Source organism: Rudanella paleaurantiibacter, from assembly GCF_009184635.1.
In the GTDB taxonomy this organism is placed as follows: Bacteria; Bacteroidota; Bacteroidia; order Cytophagales; family Spirosomataceae; genus Rudanella; species Rudanella paleaurantiibacter.
This window is the reverse complement of record NZ_WELI01000001.1, coordinates 375,390-397,699: the sequence shown is the minus strand read 5'-3', so window position 1 is coordinate 397,699 and position 22,310 is coordinate 375,390. Positions and strand designations below refer to the sequence as shown.

At 55.4% G+C, this 22,310-nt stretch carries 23 protein-coding genes; 11 read left to right on the top strand and 12 right to left on the bottom strand.

Annotated features, from left to right (window positions below):
- The first annotated feature begins 144 nt into the window (after positions 1-144).
- The 5 genes from F5984_RS01710 (at position 145) to F5984_RS01690 (ending at position 4,089) form a co-directional block, all read left to right on the top strand.
- Complete coding sequence (locus F5984_RS01710) at positions 145-1,026, top strand: cell division protein FtsX (protein WP_152122210.1); 882 nt, start codon at positions 145-147, stop codon at positions 1,024-1,026.
- 172 nt (positions 1,027-1,198) lie between these two features.
- Complete coding sequence (locus F5984_RS01705) at positions 1,199-1,543, top strand: DUF3098 domain-containing protein (RefSeq protein WP_152122208.1); 345 nt, start codon at positions 1,199-1,201, stop codon at positions 1,541-1,543.
- Positions 1,544-1,632: 89 nt separating this feature from the next.
- A complete protein-coding gene (locus tag F5984_RS01700; protein ID WP_152122206.1) occupies positions 1,633-2,412 on the top strand; it encodes an undecaprenyl-diphosphate phosphatase in 780 nt (259 codons plus the stop codon).
- Positions 2,413-2,425: 13 nt separating this feature from the next.
- A complete protein-coding gene (gene truB / locus F5984_RS01695; protein WP_152122203.1) occupies positions 2,426-3,142 on the top strand; it encodes a tRNA pseudouridine(55) synthase TruB in 717 nt (238 codons plus the stop codon).
- Positions 3,139-4,089: a bifunctional riboflavin kinase/FAD synthetase gene (locus F5984_RS01690; RefSeq protein ID WP_019987834.1), complete on the top strand. Its 951-nt coding sequence runs from the start codon at positions 3,139-3,141 to the stop codon at positions 4,087-4,089. Before truB ends, F5984_RS01690 begins: the two co-directional genes overlap by 4 nt.
- Positions 4,090-4,368: 279 nt before the next feature.
- Here F5984_RS01690 and F5984_RS01685 read toward each other — a convergent pair whose 3' ends face one another.
- From F5984_RS01685 to rpmH, 6 genes are all read right to left on the bottom strand, one after another.
- Positions 4,369-4,857, bottom strand: a complete 489-nt coding sequence (locus F5984_RS01685; protein ID WP_019987835.1) for a hypothetical protein — start codon at positions 4,855-4,857, stop codon at positions 4,369-4,371.
- A gap of 97 nt (positions 4,858-4,954) precedes the next feature.
- Entirely contained in the window at positions 4,955-6,295 is a 1,341-nt protein-coding gene (locus F5984_RS01680) for a GntP family permease (RefSeq protein ID WP_152122202.1), read from the bottom strand.
- Positions 6,296-6,386: 91 nt separating this feature from the next.
- Positions 6,387-7,103, bottom strand: coding sequence for a tRNA (adenosine(37)-N6)-threonylcarbamoyltransferase complex dimerization subunit type 1 TsaB (gene tsaB / locus F5984_RS01675; RefSeq protein WP_152122200.1), 717 nt, complete (start codon positions 7,101-7,103; stop codon positions 6,387-6,389).
- 90 nt (positions 7,104-7,193) lie between these two features.
- Positions 7,194-8,843, bottom strand: coding sequence for a S41 family peptidase (locus F5984_RS01670; RefSeq protein ID WP_152123125.1), 1,650 nt, complete (start codon positions 8,841-8,843; stop codon positions 7,194-7,196).
- A gap of 75 nt (positions 8,844-8,918) precedes the next feature.
- Positions 8,919-9,383 (bottom strand): ribonuclease P protein component, encoded by a 465-nt coding sequence (gene rnpA / locus F5984_RS01665; RefSeq protein WP_152122198.1) that lies wholly within the window; start codon positions 9,381-9,383, stop codon positions 8,919-8,921.
- An 81-nt stretch (positions 9,384-9,464) separates the two neighbouring features.
- Positions 9,465-9,632, bottom strand: a complete 168-nt coding sequence (rpmH, locus tag F5984_RS01660; RefSeq protein ID WP_083940536.1) for a 50S ribosomal protein L34 — start codon at positions 9,630-9,632, stop codon at positions 9,465-9,467.
- A 303-nt stretch (positions 9,633-9,935) separates the two neighbouring features.
- Between rpmH and F5984_RS01655 the strand changes: the two genes are divergently transcribed.
- Positions 9,936-11,360, top strand: coding sequence for a M61 family metallopeptidase (locus F5984_RS01655; RefSeq protein ID WP_152122195.1), 1,425 nt, complete (start codon positions 9,936-9,938; stop codon positions 11,358-11,360).
- 315 nt (positions 11,361-11,675) lie between these two features.
- Positions 11,676-13,037 (top strand): tetratricopeptide repeat protein, encoded by a 1,362-nt coding sequence (locus tag F5984_RS01650; RefSeq protein ID WP_152122193.1) that lies wholly within the window; start codon positions 11,676-11,678, stop codon positions 13,035-13,037.
- Positions 13,038-13,187: 150 nt separating this feature from the next.
- Here the strand turns inward: F5984_RS01650 and F5984_RS01645 are convergent, their stop codons facing one another.
- The 6 genes from F5984_RS01645 to gcvH all read right to left on the bottom strand — a co-directional run bounded on the left by F5984_RS01645 (position 13,188) and on the right by gcvH (position 17,237).
- The gene (locus F5984_RS01645; protein WP_152122191.1) at positions 13,188-13,541 is read right to left on the bottom strand and encodes a VanZ family protein; all 354 of its coding nucleotides are present in this window, start codon (positions 13,539-13,541) and stop codon (positions 13,188-13,190) included.
- The gene (gene gldF / locus F5984_RS01640; protein ID WP_152122190.1) at positions 13,538-14,254 is read right to left on the bottom strand and encodes a gliding motility-associated ABC transporter permease subunit GldF; all 717 of its coding nucleotides are present in this window, start codon (positions 14,252-14,254) and stop codon (positions 13,538-13,540) included. The genes F5984_RS01645 and gldF overlap by 4 nt, the downstream gene beginning before the upstream one ends.
- Entirely contained in the window at positions 14,254-14,784 is a 531-nt protein-coding gene (locus tag F5984_RS01635; RefSeq protein ID WP_246168768.1) for a DUF4199 domain-containing protein, read from the bottom strand. The genes gldF and F5984_RS01635 overlap by 1 nt, the downstream gene beginning before the upstream one ends.
- Positions 14,785-14,823: 39 nt before the next feature.
- Entirely contained in the window at positions 14,824-15,390 is a 567-nt protein-coding gene (locus F5984_RS01630; protein ID WP_152122188.1) for a DUF4199 domain-containing protein, read from the bottom strand.
- Between the two features lie 106 nt (positions 15,391-15,496).
- The gene (locus F5984_RS01625; RefSeq protein ID WP_152122186.1) at positions 15,497-16,786 is read right to left on the bottom strand and encodes a dihydroorotase; all 1,290 of its coding nucleotides are present in this window, start codon (positions 16,784-16,786) and stop codon (positions 15,497-15,499) included.
- 67 nt (positions 16,787-16,853) lie between these two features.
- A complete protein-coding gene (gene gcvH / locus F5984_RS01620) occupies positions 16,854-17,237 on the bottom strand; it encodes a glycine cleavage system protein GcvH (RefSeq protein ID WP_152122184.1) in 384 nt (127 codons plus the stop codon).
- A 125-nt stretch (positions 17,238-17,362) separates the two neighbouring features.
- On the opposite strand from gcvH, the gene F5984_RS01615 reads away from it, so the two are divergent.
- The 4 genes from F5984_RS01615 to F5984_RS01600 all read left to right on the top strand — a co-directional run bounded on the left by F5984_RS01615 (position 17,363) and on the right by F5984_RS01600 (position 22,310).
- Entirely contained in the window at positions 17,363-18,238 is an 876-nt protein-coding gene (locus F5984_RS01615; protein WP_185155390.1) for an alpha/beta hydrolase family esterase, read from the top strand.
- A 13-nt stretch (positions 18,239-18,251) separates the two neighbouring features.
- Positions 18,252-19,559 (top strand): aminotransferase class V-fold PLP-dependent enzyme, encoded by a 1,308-nt coding sequence (locus F5984_RS01610; RefSeq protein ID WP_152122180.1) that lies wholly within the window; start codon positions 18,252-18,254, stop codon positions 19,557-19,559.
- A gap of 159 nt (positions 19,560-19,718) precedes the next feature.
- Positions 19,719-21,080, top strand: a complete 1,362-nt coding sequence (locus F5984_RS01605) for a Gfo/Idh/MocA family protein (protein ID WP_152122178.1) — start codon at positions 19,719-19,721, stop codon at positions 21,078-21,080.
- 69 nt (positions 21,081-21,149) lie between these two features.
- A complete protein-coding gene (locus tag F5984_RS01600; protein ID WP_152122176.1) occupies positions 21,150-22,310 on the top strand; it encodes an FG-GAP repeat domain-containing protein in 1,161 nt (386 codons plus the stop codon).

Here is a 22,310-nt window from a genome sequence, read left to right as displayed (position 1 = left end):
AACGGTCGGCGTATCCTCTTAATTTTTCCTAAATCGCCCGGCCAGCCGCTAATAAAAAAGTGGCATTCTACAGAAACCGTTATTTTTGTATCCATACGGTACGAGATTCAATGATTGGATCTCGCCGTTCGTTTAACAGTCTGCATGGCGCGTAGAAAGAAAAAAGTTGGTCGGTACCCCGGAGGTCTCATCCTGTTCAGCATGACGGTGGCCCTGTTTCTGATTGGGTTTTGCGGTTTGCTGGCTCTCCAGTCAAAGCGGCTCGTGACGTATATCCGCGAAAACTACGAGGTACGGGTGTTTCTGGACCGCGATATCGACTCCGCAAAGGCCGAACCGGTGTACAAAAAGATTGTGGCTCGCCCGTACGTGCTGACGGCCAACGGACAACCGCAGGTCAATTTTGTAAGCCGCGATGCCGCAGCCCGCGAGTTTATTGCCGAAACCAAAGAAGATTTCAAGACGTTTCTGGACGATAACCCCCTGCACGACAGCTACCGAATCCGGCTGGCCGAAGACTATTTCGAAGAGGCTAAACTACAGGCGGTCAAGAAAGACCTGGAGGCTATCGACGGTATTTCGGAGGCCGTGTATCAGGAGAATCTGGTCGATACGATCAACCGTAACATCAATAAGATTTACATTGTGATGACGGGGTTCGCAGTGGTGCTGTTGCTCATCATTGTGTTGCTCATGAACAACACCATTCGGCTGGCGTTGTATTCACAGCGGATGCTCATTCGGAGTATGCAGCTGGTAGGTGCCACCAACGGGTTTATTACCCGCCCCTTTCTCTTGCGGGGCTTGTGGCAGGGCCTGCTGGCCGGACTGATTGCCTCGGGTTTGCTGGTGGCTTTACAACAGGCGGCCGTGTATAACCTGCCCGAATTGGCGGTGTTGCAGGAGCCGGTCAAAATCGCGATGATACTCGGAGCCTTGGTGGTGCTGGGGATGCTCATTGGTTTTGTGAGCACGTATCAGGCCGTTCACCGTTACCTGGGCGTTTCGCTCGACGAATTGTATTAAGAGAATGCACAATGAATAGGGTGTAATGAATAATTGGTTTGTGTGCTGGCTATCAGCTTTTTCATTACACATTTTACACTATTCATTATACATTCAATTCAACCTAAGTGCTTAAAACAGCCTTCGGCACGGCAAACCTGATGCCCCCGGAAGCGTAAACCGACATAAAGACATGGCAAAAGGTAAATCGTTAATGACCCCTGTGCCGAGCCGTACAGACAAGACTGCGGCCCGGCCTGCCTCAGCGGCAGCCTCACCCGTTGCTGAAGTGGCCCCCGCGGAAGAGCGCGTCGTATCAGCAACGCCCAAATCAACGGTAAGTGCGATGCCCTTTGGCGCAGCTAACTACCGGCTCATGGCCATTGGCCTGGCGGTTATTCTGGCGGGCTTCTTTATTATGACGCTCGACAAAGAAGAATTTGGCTTCGGCTTTCTGGGTCTGACCCTCGGTCCGTTGGTGGTTCTGAGCGGCTTTATCATCGAATTCTTCGCAATTCTGAAGAATCCAAAGGCCTGATTGGACCCCTCGGAGCAGGTTGAGGTTTGGGAAATCAATAGGGATTTTCCAAACCTCAACCTATTTTTGGGCCTCCAAACTGCTCTTGCATGGATTTACTGCATGCCGTTCTTCTGGCAATAATTGAGGGTCTGACGGAATTTCTGCCGGTGTCGTCGACTGGCCACATGATTATCTACTCCTCACTCGCGGGTATCGCTGGCGACGAATTTACCAAGCTCTACACCGTCAATATTCAGTTCGGCTGTATTCTGTCGGTGCTGGTTCTGTACAGTCGGCGGTTTTTGCAGACCACCGATTTTTACGCCAAACTGTTTGTGGCGTTTCTGCCCGCAGCCGTAATCGGCTTCCTGCTCAATGACTTTATCGACTCACTGCTCGAAAACGTGACGGTGGTGGCTATTTCGCTCGTTCTGGGCGGCATTGTACTCGTGTTTATCGACCGCATTATGCGCGAAGTCCCCCGCGATTACGACGTCACCTTTCCCGAAGCGGTTAAAATCGGATTCTTCCAGTGCATTGCCATGATTCCGGGGGTGTCGCGGTCGGCAGCTACCATCATTGGCGGCATGTTTCAGGGCCTGACCCGCACACAGGCGGCCGAGTTTTCGTTTTTCCTTGCCGTACCTACCATGGCTGCGGCTACCGGCTACAAACTGCTCAAAACGTACAAAATGCTCGAGCCCGCCGACTACCAGACGCTGCTTATCGGCAACGGCATTGCCTTTGTGGTTGGGTTGCTGGCCATCCGGGGCTTCGTGGGTTTCCTGACCCGCTACGGCTTCAAGGTGTTTGGGTATTATCGTATTGCGCTCGGGCTGCTGCTGCTTGGCCTCATGGCGGCAGGGGTGAAACTGGACGTGGTGTAAAGACAGCTTAGACTTGGAAAAACCAAACGTACCCATTGACCCCGCGCTGGTCATTCTGATTGATAAACCGCTGGAGTGGACATCGTTCGACGTGGTTAACAAGCTGCGCCGGGCCTGTAAATTCAAAAAAATCGGACACGCGGGCACCCTCGACCCGCTCGCTACGGGCCTGCTCATTCTGTGTTCGGGCAAGAAAACCAAAGAGATCGACGGGTATCAGGCGCAGGAAAAAGAATACACCGGCACGCTGGTTCTGGGTCGCACAACGCCCTCGGTTGATCTGGAAACCGAGTTCGATGCGCAGTTCGACACCTCAGCCATTACCCCCCTTCAGGTGCAGCAGGCCGTTGGAGAGCTAACCGGCGAAATTCAGCAGATTCCGCCTATATACTCGGCCGTGCGCGTCAACGGAGAGCGGCTGTACGAGAAGGCCCGCCGGGGCGAAACCGCCGACATCAAGAGCCGCACCGTTACGGTATCGCGGTTCGAGGTCGACACGAAGCAGGTAGGTCAGGAGCCTTTCCCGGAAATCCCGTTTCGTATTGTCTGCTCCAAAGGCACGTACATTCGGAGCCTGGTGCGCGATTTGGGCCTTTTGCTGAACAATGGCGCCTACATGAGCAGCCTGCGCCGGACCCGAATCGGTGATTTCAGCATCGAAGACGCCGACACGGTCGACGCGTTTATTACCCGCTACCGTACCGAAAACGGACTCGACCTACGCCCATGAACGTACACCACGGTATAGATCAACTAACTCCCCTGCGCAATGCCGTTGTCACGAGCGGTACCTTCGATGGTGTACACCGGGGGCACCAGAAAATTCTGACCCGCCTGACCGAAATAGCGGAGAGTATTGGTGGCGAATCGGTTGTGCTGACGTATTGGCCACACCCCCGCACGGTTGTTTCCAACGACAGTCAGAACCTGCGTCTGCTGTCTACGCTGGAAGAAAAAATTGAGCTTTTAGCGGCCGCCGGCGTCGGTCATCTGGTAGTCATTCCGTTTACACGCTCGTTTTCGCAACTGACTTCCGAAGAGTTTATCCAGTCAATTCTGATACAACGTATCGGCACCCGCAAGCTGGTGATCGGCTACGACCACCGGTTCGGCCGCGACCGCGAAGGTGGATTCGACTACATTCAGCAGCATCAGGTGCAGTACGGGTTTGAGGTAGAGGAAATTCCCCGTCAGGACATTGAGGATGTCGGCGTTAGTTCGTCTAAAATTCGGGCGGCCCTGGCCGAGGGGCACATTCACGCTGCCAACCTGTTTCTGGGCCGGGCGTATAACCTCACAGGCACCGTGGTAAAAGGGCGGCAGTTGGGCCGGACGCTCGGTTTCCCGACGGCCAATTTACAGGTCGACGACCCGATCAAACTGGTGCCGGCCAATGGCGTGTATGCGGTCGATGTCCTGTACAAAGATCAGGTACTGGGTGGGATGACCAACATCGGTTTCCGGCCTACGGTAGCTGGCGAAAATCAGACCATCGAAACGTACATTTTCGACCGAGACCCGGCCGTTACGTTTAGCCGCGATATTTACGGCGAACATCTGACTTTGCGGTTCCGCGAGTTTATCCGGCCCGAGCAAAAATTCAGCGGTTTACCGGCCCTTGTGGCACAGCTACAAGCCGACGAACAAACCGCCCGCACGCTGCTGGCTGATAAGTAGTTTATGGTTTTTGGTTCATAGTTTTTGGTTGCGGGGGTCGATTCGTTTGAATTGGCCAATGGATACCAATTGAATGTGGATCACGCGGATCGGGCAGATGTACGCCGATTATCAATCCGCGAGAATTCACTTAATCGGTGTCATCCGCGTGCCAATTCCTCAATACTGCACAAATGTCCAATACTACGATCGCCAAAACCAATGCGCTAAAAACTATAAACCCCCGAAGCGGCTTCGGGGGTTTTCTTTTGTTGTTTACTGGATGAGCAGGGTTGTGGATCAGCCTTCGGCCAAGCCCACCTGGATATTAGTCACGCAATTCTCGGGTATTTCGAAATCGGGTATAGTATAGACTTCGCGTAACCGGTTGTCGGGCTTGTACCCCTCCCGATACAGGGTCGCAAAAAGCACATCGTACATCGGCATCAGCTCGGCCCAGGGACCAACAAACGTGTAGTTCACGTGGCGGAAGGCGTCAAATGTTTTGAGAACAAACGCCGACGAACCCGTGGGCTCACCCGAAACCGGCAAAGCAATCTCCAGATCAAACGGAACCGTTTCGTCGCCCGTGACACCTGTGTAGATGAACTGAATCGGACCGGCCGGCTGTAGCCCCAAACGAGCGGCCTCTTCAAACAACTGCTCCGGCACGGGGTCGTACTGCGTGATGGTCGGCAAGGTGGCACGTGTCTTAAACGCAAGCGCCGTAAACGGGAGTGTTTCGGCAACGGAGAGGGCGGTGGCCGGGATAGTCAGTTGGGTTGTCATACGCGGTATCGGTTTTGGTGAATGACTATCCCAAAGGTCGGTTGGGTGAGTGACAGCCCTATGTCAGCAGGGTTTGGAGAGGCCCAACTTTTTGTTTTTACCGGGTCAGCCAGGCCACCAGCAACAAGGATAGAAACGCCGATAATCCCATCCAAACGGTCATTACGCTGTAGGTTCGGAGCATGAGCGGAGTGGGTAACTGCCCAAACCGGGCCACCACCCAAAAATACGCGTCGTTGGCGTGCGAGAGCGTCATCGACCCAGCCCCCATGGCGGCCAATACCAGCACTTTGTCCCAGTCGGTCACAAACCCCAGCATGGGCAATAGCGGCTGCAACAGCGACGCTACAGCCAACACAGCCACGGTCGAAGAGCCCTGCGCAGTTTTGAGCAGCACCGTCAGTCCAAACGGCAATAATAAGCCCAGGCTCACCTGTTGAGCAAAGCCTGTGAGCTGGGTTTCGAGGCCCATATGCTTAATAATTTCGCCAAAGGCCCCACCAGCCGCTACAATCACCAGCACAGGCCCCGCTTTAACAATCGACTCCTCCGTCAGCTCGTTGAACAGAGCTTTTGTGAGCTTCGGAAACAGGCTCAGGGCAATGCCGATACCCACTCCCAGAGCCGCAATCGGGTCGCCCAGAAAACCGACCCCGGTTAGCAGCGTTGCGGGCCAAAGTGCTGGGTTCAGGCCCAGCACCGACTTGAGCGCAATAAGTCCGATAGGCACAAAAATAGCCGCCAACGCCCCTGTTACGGACGGCAGCAGGGTGGGCGGGCTCGGCTCAGGCCGGAGCGTATCAATCTCCGCATCAAACTGATCGACAGACCAGCCAAACCGCCGGTCGGCGTACCGCGCCCAAAGGTAGGCCACTACGGTTGGTGGCAGAGCCAGGGCAGTACCGAGAAGCATCATTTGGCCCGTATCGGCATTGAGCACCCCCACGGCGGCCGTAATACCCGGATGCGGAGGCACCAGACAATGCACCGAATACAAACCTCCCGCCAGGCACAGCACCAGCCGCAGATGCCCTTGCTGCACCCGTTGGGCCAGGGCCAGCACCAGACCGCTCAGCACAATAAAGCCCGAATCACAAAAGATGGGGAGCCCCACCAAAAAGGCCATCAGCGTAACAGCCAACGCGGTTTGGCCCGCCCCTACCCGACTGAGCAGAAAATTGGCGATGCTCAGCGTAGCCCCGCTCCGGTCGAGTAAGCTGCCCAGCAGGGTACCCAACACAATAAGCAACCCCACTTTCTCGATGGTGTGCCCAAACCCCTCGCGGGCGTATTTGAGCACATCGGCCGGCACAAACCCGGCCAGTAGCCCCAGCGTGAGGGTCAGGCCGAACAAGACAACAAACGTGTGCAGTTTAAACCGGGAACTAAGCAAAATAATGGCCACAATGCCAAGCAGCAACAGGAATAGGGGGTTCATACCTGCATAAAGAAACCGGCCCCCGAAAGCTACGCAAAGCGCGTTTCGAAGGCCGGTTGGTTTAGTATTGCCCCGAAGGGGGCCATAGCCCCTATACCACCACTTTTTTGGGCTGGGTGGTCATAAATTCTTTAAGGTAAAACGGCTCAAATGCGGCTACGTCTTCAAAGCGGCCCGCTTCAAACTGATGAAATGCGAGCTGCCCAATTGTGCGGGCCGACGGCCGGATTGGCTCATCGGGAAACAGAGCGTTGGGGTGTAGGCCCAACACCGGGCGGCACTTAGCGGCTCCGTCGCCAAAAAAGACAACCGGCCCCTCTGCCAGCCATTCGGCAAACGATTGCTCATCAATGATTTCGGCAGCCGTGAGCTTCACCTCCCGACCTGCCTTGTCGTACAGCGCACAGTACACCTCCATTCGGCGGGCATCGATCATGGGGCAAAGCAGAGGTGCCTTTTCGCCCAAGGGCATCAACCGCCGGACCTGCTCGGCCATAGCCCGTAGCGTATTGACGGCCAACAGGGGTTTATCGAGCGCAAAACACAAGCCTTTGGCGGTCGAAACGCCAATGCGCAGGCCCGTGTACGAGCCCGGCCCTTTGGCCACAGCAATGGCGCTCAGGTCGCTTAGGTCGAAGCCCGCCTGCCGCACCACGTCGCCCATAAGCGTAGTCAGCATAGCCGACGAGGTACGCTCGGTAAACAATTCGTAAGCGCCCAGCAGCGTAGCCGACGTAGCCCCGGCCTCGGCCCGGTGCAGCGCTACCGAACAAACCGTTGTCGAGGTATCAATTGAAAGAAGAAGCATAGTGAAAAGGGAGGAAAGGAGAAGGGAGGAAAGGAGAAGGGAGCTTGTATCATATTGCCCCTTTCTCCTTTCCTCCCTTCTCCCTGTTCCTTATTTTTTAAGAATTCCCCGGTATTTGTTCATGTCTTTGAACAGGTCGAGGGCGGCTTTCATTTCAGGGTCGTTGTTGAACGATACCTCTTTCATGCCTTTTTGCAGGTAATAGTGGCCCGCAATTTCGTTTTCGAGCAGGGCTTTCAGCTCCGGCTTAAACGTAGCCAAATCAGCATCTTTGCTGTGACCCACGCGGGTTTTCAGTGCCTTGAGCTGATCCTGAATCTGATCGAAATACTTTTCTTTTTTGGCCGATGCTTCGAGCGTACCGAGGTCTTTTTCAACCTGCGTAGTGTAGTCGTACTCCTTGTCTTTGAGCCAGTTGGCAAACTCGTTGTACTCGGCATCAGTCAGCCGAAACTCACGGGCGGGTTTGATGGTCGGGTGCTCGTTACGATACTTCACGGCATAATCGAAAATCAACCCCTTGTTGGTCAGGCTCAGTGCAATTGGTGTCGGATTAGGCTCCTCGGTCACCAGGTCGGGCAATACTCCTCCCCCATCATACACCACCCGACCGGACTTAGTTTTGAAGGCCGTGCGGAGTGAGTCGGGAATCTTACCCACGCTGCCGTCGGGGTTGCGGTGACTATAATCAATAGCCTGAATACAACGTCCACTCGGAATGTAGTATTTCGCGGTGGTGATTTTCAGCTTCGTATTGAACGACAGCTCGCGGGTAGTCTGCACCAACCCTTTGCCGTAGCTCCGCTGCCCAATCAGCACACCCCGGTCATAGTCCTGAATCACGCCCGCCACAATTTCAGCGGCCGATGCGCTCCGGCTATTCACCAACACCGCAATCGGAATTTCCAGATCGAGCGGGGGGGCTAGTGCCGTGTAGGTTTTGTTCCACTCCTGCACCTTACCTTTGGTGGTCACTACCTCCGAATCTTTCGGGATGAACAGGTTCGAAATATCAATGGCCATGTTGAGCAACCCACCGGGGTTCTCCCGAACATCCAGAATGAGCTTTTTCATGCCCTTCCCTTTCAGCTCAACCACCGCCTGACGCACCTCGCGGGCCGCCGTTGCCGTAAAATCTTTGAGGTCAATGTAGCCTACTTCGTCGTTAATCATGCCGTAGTAGGGCACGTTGGTCATCTTCACCACGTCGCGCATCACGGTCAGCTCCAGCGGGTCTTTCTGTCCGTAGCGTTTCACCGTCAGCTTCACGGCCGTGTTGGTTTGGCCGCGCAACAGCTTACCGGGGTCGGCATCTTTCCGGTCTTTCACGGTCACGCCATCCACCTTCAGAATCTCATCACCGATACGCAAACCCGACTTTTCGGCGGGCGTGCCCTCGTAAATCATCATCACGATGCTCTTATTCTGCCGCTGCCCAACCAAGGCCCCGATTCCGTTGTAGCGGCCGGTGGTCATGGTCATGTAGTCTTCAATTTCGTCTTCGGCAAAGAAGTTGGTGTACGGGTCCAGGTTCTTGAGCATCGCGTCGATACTCGTTTTCACCATCCGGTTGGGGTTCACCTCATCCACGTAGTACATGTTCAGTTCCTTGAACATGGTCGCGTAGATGTCGAGGCTACGGGCAATTTCGAAGAACCGATCGTCGCGGTTGAAGGCGGTAAGGCCACCTGCAATCATCAGGGCCGACGTGCCAAGCAGTAGTTTTTTGCGGATAGTCATGTGCTTCATTGTTCGTCATTTACCATTCGTTGCGGCCCGTGAGGTTAGTAAAAACCTGCCGGATGCAACACGCCATCATCGGGGCGGATCAACGTGCTTCACATCTACTTTTTGCAGGGCTCGTCGCATACCGCGTTCTATATCCTCAAACGATAATTTTGTTTTGGCAATATACAAAAACGCAAGTTCTGTTGGTGGCGTATTGGCGTGCCCTAGTCGCTGCTTGTGTAGCCGGTATGCTTCGCGGACCCGTCGGCGCAACAGATTACGGTCGACGGCCCGCTTAAACTGCCGCTTGGATACATTGATGAGCACCGCCGGGAGCGTTTCGATAGGCTCAGCAGCGACCGCAAGCCGTTCACTATCCGTATCGTCAGACAGCGGTGCGGGGGAGGTCTCCGGCCGTGGGGGGGCGTATTGGTAGATCACCCGAAACGGAAAAAGGTAGAACGAATACAAGTCCGCTCTACCTTTTTGGAATAAACTCTGAATTTTCGTTTTGCCCGACAGGCGTTCTGTTTTGGGGAACGTGTGGCGCATAAGACGGTGGTTGATAATAGCAGTTGAGGAGTTGGCAGACACGTTGCCAGCAACCGGCCACTACCGGCTATAAATCAGCCACTACAATTTGAAGCGATTGCCTTTCTTCTCGTCAGAAACAGTCAGTTTGTGACGACCTTTCGCCCGACGACGAGCCAAAACGTTCCGGCCATTAGGCGTCGACATACGCTCGCGGAAACCGTGCTTGTTTCTCCGCTTGCGATTTGAGGGTTGATATGTTCTTTTCATTGCCGTATAAATTCAATAGCGTAATGCCTGTTTCCAAAATGAGTCCGCAAAATTACGCGATACCCGGCTATATTACAAGGAGTGTTTTGAATTTATTATGGCTGTAACCGGCTATACCCCAGCCCAGCCCGCCAATCGCCCATAGCCACACGCGCAAACCGACTTTTCAGCGGCTTTTCGCCCCAAAAACAATCCCGCGCTTTCGGCGTATTACCTTTGTCTATTGCTTAGTTGACCGGTTCGGAAACGGAGGATACAGGCTCCGGTGCCCCCTAAACGAACAACCCAAACGTATTGAATCGTATGTATTACCGACTCGCTGCCGACCCTTCTCTCCCTCATTACATTGCCGTAGAGGCCCGACTCACCCAGGTAAATCAGGCGGAGGTCGAACTGCAATTACCCGCCTGGCGGCCGGGTCGGTATGAGCTTCAGCACTTTGCCAAAAACATACAACGGTTTGCCGTCACCGATGGCGCAGGTACCCCGCTGCCTTTCCGCAAAATCACAAAAGACCGGTGGTTGGTACAGACCAACGGGGCTCAGGAAGTGGTAGCCCAATACAACTACTACGCCAACCTCATCAATGCCGGTAGCAGCTACCTGAGCGACGATACCGACGCGAGCCCCATGCTGTACGTAAACCCCGTAAATCTGTGTTTGTACACTGAGGGGCGCATTCACGAGCCCTGTACGCTCGAACTGGACATTCCGGCCAACTGGGTCATTGCCTGCGGAATGCCCCAAACCGCTCCCCGAACTCTGTATGCCCGGGATTTTTACGAGCTGGTCGACTGCCCGCTCATTGCGGCTCCGGCTCTGCACCAAATTCAATACGAAGCCCGGGGTGTTGATTTTACGGTTTGGGTGGCCGGCCGGATGGCCTTCGACCCCGAACGGGTTGTGCGCGATTTCAAGCGGTTTTCCGAAACGCAAATTGACCTGTTTGGCGAGTTTCCTGAGGAGAACTACCATTTTCTGACCATTGTGCTGCCCGTAGCACACTATCACGGTGTGGAGCATCGCAACAGCACCGTGTTGGTGCTGGGGCCCGCCGATGAGGGCGAGGGGCTCTACACTGATCTGCTGGGCGTAGCCTCGCATGAGTTGTTTCATGCCTGGAACGTGATCCGAATCCGCCCAGCTGAACTACTGCCTTACGATTTCACAGCCGAAAATTACTTCCCCACCTGCTTTGTCGCCGAAGGCGTAACCACCTACTACGGCGACCTGATGTTACGCCGGTCGGGGGTGTTCAACGAAAACGCATACCTCAAAGAGCTGCACGTAACCCTGAAACGGCACTTTGAGGCCAACGGGCGGGCTTTTCAGTCACTCACCGAATCGTCGTGGGATCTCTGGCTCGACGGATACGATAAAGGGGTGCCTGACCGGAAAGTATCGGTTTACCACAAAGGGGCCATTGTAGCGCTTATTCTGGACTTGCACCTGCGGCAGATAAGCGGAGGCACCCGATCGCTCGATGATGTAATGCGACTCATGTGGCAGCGGTTCGGCAAGCCGTTTGTGGGCTACACCCTGGCCGATTACCGGGCCGTAACTGAAGAAGTCGCGGGCGAGTCGCTGGATTGGTATTACAACACCTGCATATTCGGCAATGAATCGTTACTCCCACTGCTGAACAGCTATTTGAATACGCTTGGGCTCACCGTCTCGACCGACGAAAATGGGAGCGTTCAGCTTATCTCGTACAGCCAATCCGCCTAATCAAGGATTAATTTCTTTCGGAATCTGATTCAGCGAGATGCAGTGGAGTAGACCGACCATATCGTCGCATAACTTCATTGGTCAGACCCATGCTGGTTCACGCATTTTTAGCCGGCCTCTGACTGCTTGCTCTGGCGAGAGGGTGAGCAAAATGCTCTTTAAGTCTACTATATACATATTATATATACACTAACAATCAATGTATTAAATATTTGATGTAACCATTACTTTAACTCATCTTTATGGTTCACTGAGCATATTTGCCTGTATATTTACCACCGGCAGTCTCAGCCCAATTCAACCCATCAAAATCGCATGATTACCTCTTTACTACGAATCAGTTTACTGATAGCCCTACTGGCCCCCGCTGTGGGCTTTTCTCAATCAGCACCTTCGGCTTCTGACTATTTCAACGAAGGCATCCAAAAAAGTAACGCGAAGGATTACCCCGGTGCGTTGCAGGCTTTTACCACGGCCATCATCATGAACCCCGAAAACGCGCCGAGTTATTACAACCGGGCGTTAGCCAAAATCAGCCTAAACGACATTCAGGGGGCTATTTTAGACCTGGACCAGGCCATTGAGTTAAACCCGCAGGATGCCAACGCGTTTCTGTACCGGGGCATCAACCGGACAAAAATCGACGATTTCCGGGGGGCCGTACAGGACTTCAACCGCGCCATCGAGATCAACCCCAACGACGCCCTGCTGTACTACCATCGCGGGCTTAGCCGGGCGCAGGTCAACTATCTGGCTTCAGCATTGGCCGACTTTAATAAGGCGGCTACGCTGGCACCTAACGACGTAAATATACTTACAGCTCGGGGCAACTGTAAGACACAGATGAACGACTTCAAAGGGGCCCTCGCCGACTTCAGTCTCGCACTGGAAAAATCGCCGAACAAATCGCAGGCCCTAGCCGGCCGGGGCTACGCCCGCTTACGGCTCGAAGATGCCAAAGGGGCCCTCGCCGATTTTGTACGGGCTATCGAAATCAGCCCCAATGACCCTGATCTCTTTTACAAGCGTGGGCTCGTGAAATCGCGCATTGGTGATTTTGAAGGGGCAACGGCCGATTTCGACAAGACCCTCCAACTGGAGCCGAGCCATTTCCGGGCGCATTTTAGCCGGGGCTATTGCCGTAGCCGTCTGGGCAGCCAGAAACAAGCCATCAGCGACATTGACAAGTCGATTGAGATGGGCAACAATAACCTGCAAACCAAGGCGTACTACAGCGAATTTATCACGCAAAACCTGTTGCCGCTGCTGGGCACGGTGATTCAGGATCGGTACAAGATCAACGAACTCCCCGACGACCGGTCGGATGCGTTTTTGCTTCGGGGTCTGCTCAAAAATGCGTCGGGTGAAGGTAAATCCGCCCTGGTTGATCTGAACCGGGCTATCGAACTGAACCCCACCAATGCCGAGTCGTATTTTATCCGAAGCATCATCCGCTCATCGCTCGGCGATCAGCGCGGGGCTGTCATCGACTGCAATAGCGCCGTGAAGCTGAACCCCCGACATGGCGAAGCGTATTACCTGCGTGGAGTAGTTCGTTACGATACCGGCGACGAACAGGCCGGCTGCATCGACCTGAGCCGCGCGGGCGAACTGGGTTACACACCGGCTTACAAGATTATTGGTGAGAAGTGCAACCGCGTGACGGCTCAGCGGTAAACCCGTCTGGTTTATCGGTTTGGGTTTAGGAGGTTCTCTAAGTACAGCCAGGTGCTCCAGCTCAATCCATTAAACCATCGAAATAACCAATATAGAAAAGCCCCGAAACTGGCCAGTTTCGGGGCTTTTCTATACCTCTACTCGAAGTCCTCAAGAACGTCGGTTACGCAGCCGTTCGGCGAGCAGGGCCACGCCTACCCCTACTACTACGCCCACCGCATCGGCCAGCCCATCATACCAATCGAAGGTGCGGCCGATGGGCATGATTCCCTGCCAGACTTCAATCAGCATACCGTAAGCGATACCAGCCAGAATCACCAACCCCGGCCGGCGGCCCAGGTTGACCCACAGGATACCGAACACAAAGAAGACACCGGCATGATTCCACTTGTCGGAGTTGGTCAGGTTGACCTTGCCATTGCCCGGCAGCGAGCAGGCAACGAAAATGGCGATGGTCCAGCCTACAGCCAACCAGTATTGTAAAGATCGACCGGCAATTGTCATCGGAGTCGGCGCGTAGTCAGAAAGAGGAAAAAGGCCGTGAGGCTCACAAAATACACCACATTACGGGAGTCGATAAGCCCCCGGCCCAGCGCGCGGTATTGCTCATCGAAAGCCACGTAGGCAAGGTAATAGCCCAGATTGCCTAAAGCACCCAGGCCCGCCAGCGAGCTCAGGCCCACATAAAACAGAAAGCACACAAACACGCCGAGCACAAACGCCACCACCTGATTGTCGTTGAGCGACGAGGCCCACAACCCAATAGCCACAAACACGGCTCCCAGCAACAGTAAGCCCACATACGAGCCCAAAACAGCCGCCGAGTCGATGTTACCGGGGGGGCTGCCCAACTGATACAGCGTCAGGTAATACAGAGCCGTTGGCAACAGCGTGAGCGCCACCAGCAGCCAACAGGCCAGAAACTTACCGCCCACAATAGCCCGGCGACTCACGGGCTGGGTCAAAAGCCATTCGAGCGTGCCGGTACGCACCTCGTCGGCAATGGAACGCATGGTAATAGCCGGCACCAGAAACAGCATTACATACGGCACCAGATTGAAAAACGCAGCCATATCGGCATAGCCGTATTCCAGCAGACTGGTATCCGGAAACACCCACAACATCAGGCCCGTGGCGGTCAGAAACACCGCCATGATGATGTACGCGATGGGCGAACTGAAAAATTGGTTAATCTCTTTCCGAAAAATGGCCAGCATCAATCAAAGGGGTTCGTTTTTTTGCGGCTCATGAACGCGCTCACCAATAACGACAAAAGGAAGCCCCAAAATATCCAACCGAGAATTCCGGTGATGAAACTAATACCGCTCACCCCTTTTTTCTGCTGATCGGCCAGGGCGTCCATCTGCTCATCGTATTTCTCCAGTTGTTCGTCGGGCACGTTGAACCCTTCCATGAAATCGCGGGTCTGCGCCAGCGTTTTTACCACTACATCGGGATCAATAAATGCCGTGTACACCATCGTGTAGGTGGTATCAAGGAGGCCGATGATGGCAAACATCTGTACCCCAAGGCTCAGTCCTTCGGTGTAGGTCATGTAGCCGCCGTTCTGTTCCCGAAGCTCCCGCATGGCCAGTATCAGGCCAACCAGCAGGATAACCAGAGTCAGGGCCGGAAACGCAAAACTAAAGTAGTAACCCAGTGCGTACCGGATCGACGTCATCAGGATTTCGACTAAGGCCGTCATCAGGCCCCATTTAAGCGCAACACGAGCGGGAGATGGTTCCATAGTTTGTTTGAAAGTGGTTAAGGGGTGTACGGTTCAGGCTCAGCCTGGATTCATGATGCTGTAATCCTGCTTGCGGAAAATAAGCGACAAAATGAGTGCCGGAAAAACCGTCATGAGCGACTTTTTCAGCAGTTCGTCCCAAATCAGCTCGGCAGGCTGAGTGGCTTTGGTTTTGGCGATCTGAGCCGCAAACGCTTCTTCACTAAACTGCTTCACAAACGCAGCCTTATCACTCGTCTGAAATTTCAGCAGGTCGGCAATATAACGGGTAAACAGGTCGGCATCGACAAAGCTGATGAAGAGGTAAATAAACCAGCCCGTCAGCAAGGCTGCCACCACATTAATCACGTAGCAGATCGTGAGCCCCTCCCACAGGTGCAGCAGGCCGCCATTGATGTATTTCCGGTAATACCAAAGCGTGGTCCCCATGGCAATGAGGTAAAACCCAAAGTCGAGCGGGCGCATGGAACGCACGTACAACACCGACTCAACGCCCATCACGTACAGCACCAGCAAATACGCTATGGCCAAAGCACCCGTAGCCGCCCCTGCAATAAGCGGAACGCGGAGCAATGGATGCGAAAAAAAAGAGGTTTCAGCAGACATAGTTCAAATAGTAATGGCCAAAGGGTGTTGGGCGTTAGAGTTAAGAGTTGACCGAAGCAGCCCAACGGTTACGTAGTTGAGCAGAATTGGCCTTACCTTTTAACCCTTACCGCCAAAGCTTCCCTCCCCGAACGGTGCCGAGCACCCGCCCGGTGAGCGTTTGGCCCAGAAACGGTGAATTTTTTGATTTGGAAACCGAACGGTCGAAGGTCCAGGTTCCCGACGGATCAAACAAGGTGAGCGTAGCTGGTTCGCCCTCGGCGATGGTCGCGGTGGGTAGCCGCAATACGCGCCGTGGGCCGGTGGTCAGGGCCGCAATCAACTGCCCCAGCGGCAAGCCGGGATTATGCGACATCAGGGCACCGAATACTGTTTCTAGACCGGTCATACCAAACTCGGCATGATCGAACTCCACCTGCTTGCTTTCGTCGTCCTGCGGGCTGTGGTCCGACACGATAGCGTCAATAGTGCCATCGGCCAAACCGGCCCAGAGTGCCTCTACATCGGCCCGTGACCGGAAAGGCGGGTTTACTTTCAGAAACGTGTCGAAACCCGCCAGAGCGGTATCGTCGAACACCAGCTGATGGGCCGCTACGTCGCAGCTCACCGGAAGGCCCTGTTCTTTGGCCTGCCGAATCAGCTCCACCGACTTAGCCGTTGAGAGGCACGAAAAATGCAGCACCGGCAGGGTATCTGCTTCGGTGGTACCGGCCTCGCCCAGCACGTAAGCCAACAGGCGCAGGTCGCGGGCTACCATCAGCTCCTCGGCCATGGCAGGCATTCCTTTCAGGCCCAGCAGGGTACTTTGCACGCCCTCGTGCATCTGCCCGAAGCGGGTCAGGCCGGTTTCTTCGGGGCGGTTCATAAGCAACCCACCCAACGGCCGGAGATATTGCAAAGTTTTGAGCAACAGGTCGGCGTTTTGCAGAGGGTGCTCCCCATCCGAAAACGCAACCGCACCGGCATGGTGCAGGTCGATCATATCCGTAAAGTCCTCGCCTTTGGCCCCTTTGGTAATGGCCGCGATGGGGTGCACCGCCACGGGTTGCCCCTCAGCCATGCGCCGGACGTAGCCGAGCGTGTCTTTCGAGTCGACCACGGGGCGGGTGTTGGGCAATACGGCAATATCGGTAAACCCACCGGCTACGGCGGCCCGGCAGGCACTCGTCAGGTCTTCTTTTTGCTCAAAACCGGGGTCTCCGGTCGACACGCGCATATCGACCCAACCGGCCGACAGGTGCAGGTTAGGCAGCTCGACCACCTGCGCATGGTCGGGCGCATCGATTCGGTCGGCAATCTGACGAATCAATCCGTTTTCGATGAGCACGTCGCGCGTCAGGCCGTTAAAAGCCGACTCAGAATGGATAATGTGCGCGGAACGAAGAAGAATGGACATAATTTTGGAGGTAATACCCTAAAAAAAAGGCCCCTGATGGAGCCTTTCCTCTATTCAAACGGTAAACTTACTGACCGATTAATTCCTTGTACGCATCCACGCTCAGCAGGTCGTCGGGTTGGGCGGCATGGGCGGGTTTCACCTTCACAATCCAACCAGCACCGTAAGGGTCAGTATTGACCAGTTCGGGCGATTTTTCGATCTCGGTATTTACCTCCAGAATTTCGCCTTCGATGGGCAAAAACAGATCCGAAACCGTTTTTACGGCTTCGACCGAGCCAAACACATCACCCTTGCTCAACGACTGACCAACGGTGTTGATGTCTACGTAAACAATATCGCCGAGTTCGTGCTGAGCGAAATCGGTAATCCCAACGACAGCCGATCCGTCGGCTTCAAATTTGATCCACTCGTGATCCTGGGTGTACTTCAGTTCCTGGGGAAAGTTCATTGATCGCGCGATGTTTGCCCCGCAAAATACGGCAGTCCGGGCGGGATTTGCAAACGCGAATCGGGGTTGGCCTATTCCAATTTATGGCCGTACATTCGTCCTCGTCAAAACCGAAACCCGACCTCATGCTTCAGTGTCTGCTCTCTATCGCGCTGCTTTTTCTCAGCTGCGCGTTCGCTAAGGCCCAGCTCATCAGCGACTCGCTCCAAATCGAAGGCCGTTACCGTTCGTTTCATTTCAACGCCCCCACGCAAGCCCTAAGGCAACCGGCCCTTGTGTTTGTGATGCACGGCTCGGGCGGCAATGGCCGGGGCATGATGAAAGCCGCCGAAAAAATGGAGCAATTGGCCGCCACGAGCAACACACTGGTGGTTTACCCCGATGGCTACAAGCGATACTGGAACGAGTGCCGCAAGGCATCGCCCGCACAGGCCAACCTCGACGATGTAAACGAGCAGGCCTTTTTCACAGCCATGATCGGGTATTTTGTCAAAAAATATGGCGTCGATACGAAGCAGGTATTTGCGGTGGGAACGTCGGGCGGAGGACATATGGCCTACAAACTGGCCCTGACCATGCCGCAACAGTTCCGGGCGGTAACGGCCCTCATTGCCAACCTGCCCGATACGTCTAACCTGGACTGTGTTCCGTCGGGCAAGCCGGTGGCCGTGATGATTGTTAACGGTACCGACGACCCCATTAACCCCTATCAGGGTGGCCCGGTGGTGCTGGGCAAGAACATGAACATGGGCGAGGTACGCTCTACCGACCGGACGTTTGCGTACTGGGCCGAGCTGGCAGGCCATACTGGCTCGCCCACGCACGAAACCCTGCCCGATACCGACCCTAGCGACGGCAAAACGGTAGAGCGGTTTGCGTACCAGACCCCCGGTAAGCCCGATGTGGTGCTGCTCAAAGTAAACGGTGGCAAACACGACTACCCCAACGATCTGGATGTACACGTTGAAGCCCTGAATTTTTTCCGCAAGCAGGTCCGCTAAACACCTAAACCCCATGTCAACCCCAACCAACCGCCGTTCTTTTTTAGGTAAACTGGCCCTCGCCGGGGGCGCATTCTCTGCCAACAGCCTGTTTGCCCAGGCCCACGCAGCCGACTGGGCCGAGGCCTCGGCCCGCGTCGATCAGCTCACACCCCAACAGGCCGCTACCGACGAAGATTACTGGCACCGGATTCAGCAAGCGTACCCAGCCTCGTCGTCGAACATCCTGATTCTGAACAACGGGGGGGTATCGCCGGCTCCGCTCATTGTGCAGCACGCCCTCGAACGGTACAACGCCCTCATCAATCAGGGGCCATCGTACTACATGTGGCGGATTCTGGATCAGGGCCGCGAGGCCGTGCGCGACAAACTGGCCCTGCTGGCAGGCACCCCGGCCGACGAGATCGCCATTAACCGCAACGCTACCGAAGCCCTCCTGACGGTGATTTACGGCCTCCCGCTCCAACGGGGCGACGAGGTGGTGGGCACCTTACAGGATTACCCCAACGTGGTGCAGGCCTGGCGGCAACGGGCGAGCCGGGAAGGTGTGGTGTATAAACAGCTCAATTTTAACTTCCCCATCGAAGACGACGACGCCATTGTGCGCGCCTACGAGAAAGCCATTACGCCCCGTACCAAAATTCTGCACGTAACGCACGTGATTAACTGGATGGGGCAGATTTTACCGGTGCAGAAAATCTGCCGGATGGCCAAACAGCGCGGAGTGGAAGTGCTCGTAGACGGGGCGCACTCGTTTGGCCTGCTCGATTTTAACATTGCCGACCTCGGCTGCGACTATTTCGGCACCAGCCTGCACAAGTTTTTGTCGGCCCCGGTGGGTACGGGTATGCTCTGGATCAAGCAGGAGAAAATTGCCGGTATATGGCCGCTGCTCTGCAACCCCAGCCCCAACAGTGCCGACATCCGCAAATTCGAAACGCTGGGCACCCGCAGCTTTGCCATTGAGCAGGGCATTGGCGAAGCCCTCAATTTCCATAATGCCATTGGCACCAAACGCAAGGAAGAGCGTATCCGCTACCTCAAAAACTACTGGGCCGAGCGGGTGGTCAACATCCCCCGCGTGCGCCTGCACACCTCGCTCAAGGCACCGTACTCGTGCGGTATCTGCGGAGTGAGTGTCGACGGCATGACCATTGCCGAGCTGGAAAGCGGATTGTTTGGCAAATACAAGATTAACACCTCACCCACGGTCTGGGAGAACATCAGTTGCGTACGCGTAACCCCCCACGTGTACACCTCCCTCGCCGACCTCGACCGGTTGGTGATGGCCATTACCCAGATCGCGAAAAGTAAATCTTGATAGACCTGTTTGCCCCGCTCTGTTCCGTTTCGGGTGGGCTACTTGGTCGATGAGGAAAGCCCCGTTTGGGCAAATACCCTCCCCAATTAAGCGGCCCATTGGTAGAAGCAGACCCCTTACCCGTTTTTAGGGTAACAGACACGTATGCAATAGAAAACCATGAGTCGACGTACCTTTCTGAAAACCACCGCCACCGCGACCCTCGGAGCCGCCCTTTTACCAAATTCTCTGTTTGCCGGAATGCAGTACCACCACCCCGATGACAAACCCGTGCGGCTGGGCTTTATCGGGGTGGGCCAACGGGGCCGCAACCACCTCCGCAACGCGCTTAACTTCCCCAACGTCACCGTTACCGCACTCTGCGATACCGACCCGGCCGCCCTCACCCAGAGCCAGCAGATGCTGACCAAAAACGGCCGCAAAGAAGCCGCTACCTACGGCAAAACCGACCGCGACTTTGAGAACATGGTCAAGCGCGACGACATCGACGGAATCATTATCTCAACGCCCTGGGAATGGCACGTGCCTATGGCGCTGGCCACCATGCGGGCGGGCAAATACGCCGGGGTTGAGGTGTCGGCTACGGTAACGTTGCAGGAGTCGTGGGACCTGGTAAACACGTTTGAGAAAACGGGCTCCCACTGCATGATTCTCGAAAACGTGTGTTACCGGCGCGATGTGATGGCCGTGCTCAACATGGTGCGGCAAAATGTGTTTGGGGAGATCAACCACCTGCAATGTGGCTATCAGCACGACCTGCGCGAGGTGAAGTTCAACGACGGCACCAAGCCCTACGGCGGAGGGGTGGAGTTTGGCCCCAAAGGCTACTCGGAAGCCCGCTGGCGCACACAGCACTCTGTAGACCGCAACGGCGACCTCTACCCCACGCACGGCCTGGGGCCGGTGGCCGAGATGGTCAACATCAACCGGGGCAACCAGTTTTTGTACCTCACCTCGATGGCCTCGCCCGCGCGTGGGCTGCACAAGTACGTGGTGGATAAAGGTGGCCCCGACCACCCCAACGCGAAGGTGAAGTTCAAACTGGGCGACGTGGTGCAGACCATGATCAAATGCGCCAATGGCGAAACCATTCTGATTACGCACGATACCAACTCGCCCCGCCCCTACTCGCTTGGGTTCCGGGTGCAGGGCACGCAGGGCCTCTGGATGGACGATGGCAACCTCATTTACATTGAAGGCCGTAGCCCCAAAGCCCACCAATGGGAGCCCGACGAAGCCTACATGCAGCAGTACGACCACGCCTACTGGAAAAAAGAAGGCAAACTGGCCGAAGGGGCCGGGCATGGCGGTATGGACCACTTTGTGATGCGCGACTTTATCGACTCGGTTCGGAACCGCACCGCGCCCCCCATCGACGTGTACGACGCAGCCGCCTGGAGTGCCATCAGCCCGCTTTCCGAAGAGTCGATTCGGAAAGGCTCAACGGCCGTTGCCATTCCCGACTTTACGCGCGGCAAATGGAAGACCCGCAAGCCCGTTTTTGCGTTAGATACCGTATAGACATCCGTGTAGCTTCTGTAGGCCGGTCGCCCCGACCGGCCTACCTCCAATACCACAACCCTCAACCGAATGAACGTAAACCGATTAACCCCCACCCTCTGCCTCGTGGGGCTTTCGCTGCTGACAGCCTCTACCACCCGGCTCAACCCCACGCGCGCGCCCGGCGAACTGAAGTTTGCCCGGCATTTTGTAGCCGCCGAAAGCTTTGAATCCGTCGGGATTATCGACGTGAACAAAGACGGAAAACCCGACATTGTTTCGGGCGATTTCTGGTACGAAAACGGCGAGGAACGCAAAAACTCGTTCCGCAAACGGAAGCTCATCGGCGACCAGAAACGCTTTTCGGAATACTACGACGACTTTTCGACCATTCCGCTCGATGTGGATGGCGACGGCGATCAGGACGTCGTGACGGGGGGCTGGTTTAGCGGAACGTTGCGGTGGCTTGAAAACAACGGCCCCGAGGGTAAGCAGCCCTGGCCAGAACACGAAATTGCGCAGGTCGGCAATGTAGAAACCACCCGCGCCTGGGATGTAGATGGCGACGGAAAAGTGGAGATTGTGCCCAACAACCCCGGCAAGCCGCTGAAGTACTTCACCCTGCAAAAACCCAACACGTTCAGGCAGGTACCCGTGGCGCCCACGCAGGGCCACGGCCTTGGTTTCGGCGACATCAACGGCGACGGTAAAGGCGACTTTATTGTGAGCAACGGCTGGCTCGAAAACATGGGCAACGAGCGCTGGGAACTCCGCAAAGAGTTTGACCTCGGTACGGCAAGTGTCCCGATTATTGTGACTGATCTCAATGGCGACAAACTGGCCGACATGATTGTGGGTCAGGGTCATAGCTACGGCCTGCACTGGTACGAGCAGAAGCGCACTGGCAACACACGCACCTGGGTGAAGCACAGTATCGACGAGAAAAACTCGCAATACCACAGCATGGAGTGGGCCGATATTGACGGCGACAAACGCCCCGAACTAATCACGGGCAAGCGGTTCAGAGCCCACAACGATGGCGACCCTGGTTGCTACGACGACGTGGGCCTGTATTACTTTACGTGGGACGGTAAAACCTTTACCAAACACACCGTAGCCTACGGCCCGGCCGGGGTGGGCAAAGGCACCGGCATCTATTTCGCCCTCGCCGACCTGCGCGGCACCGGCCGACCCGACATCGTAGTGGCCGGCAAAGATGGGCTAACGGTGTTTTTTAACGAAGGAAAGTGA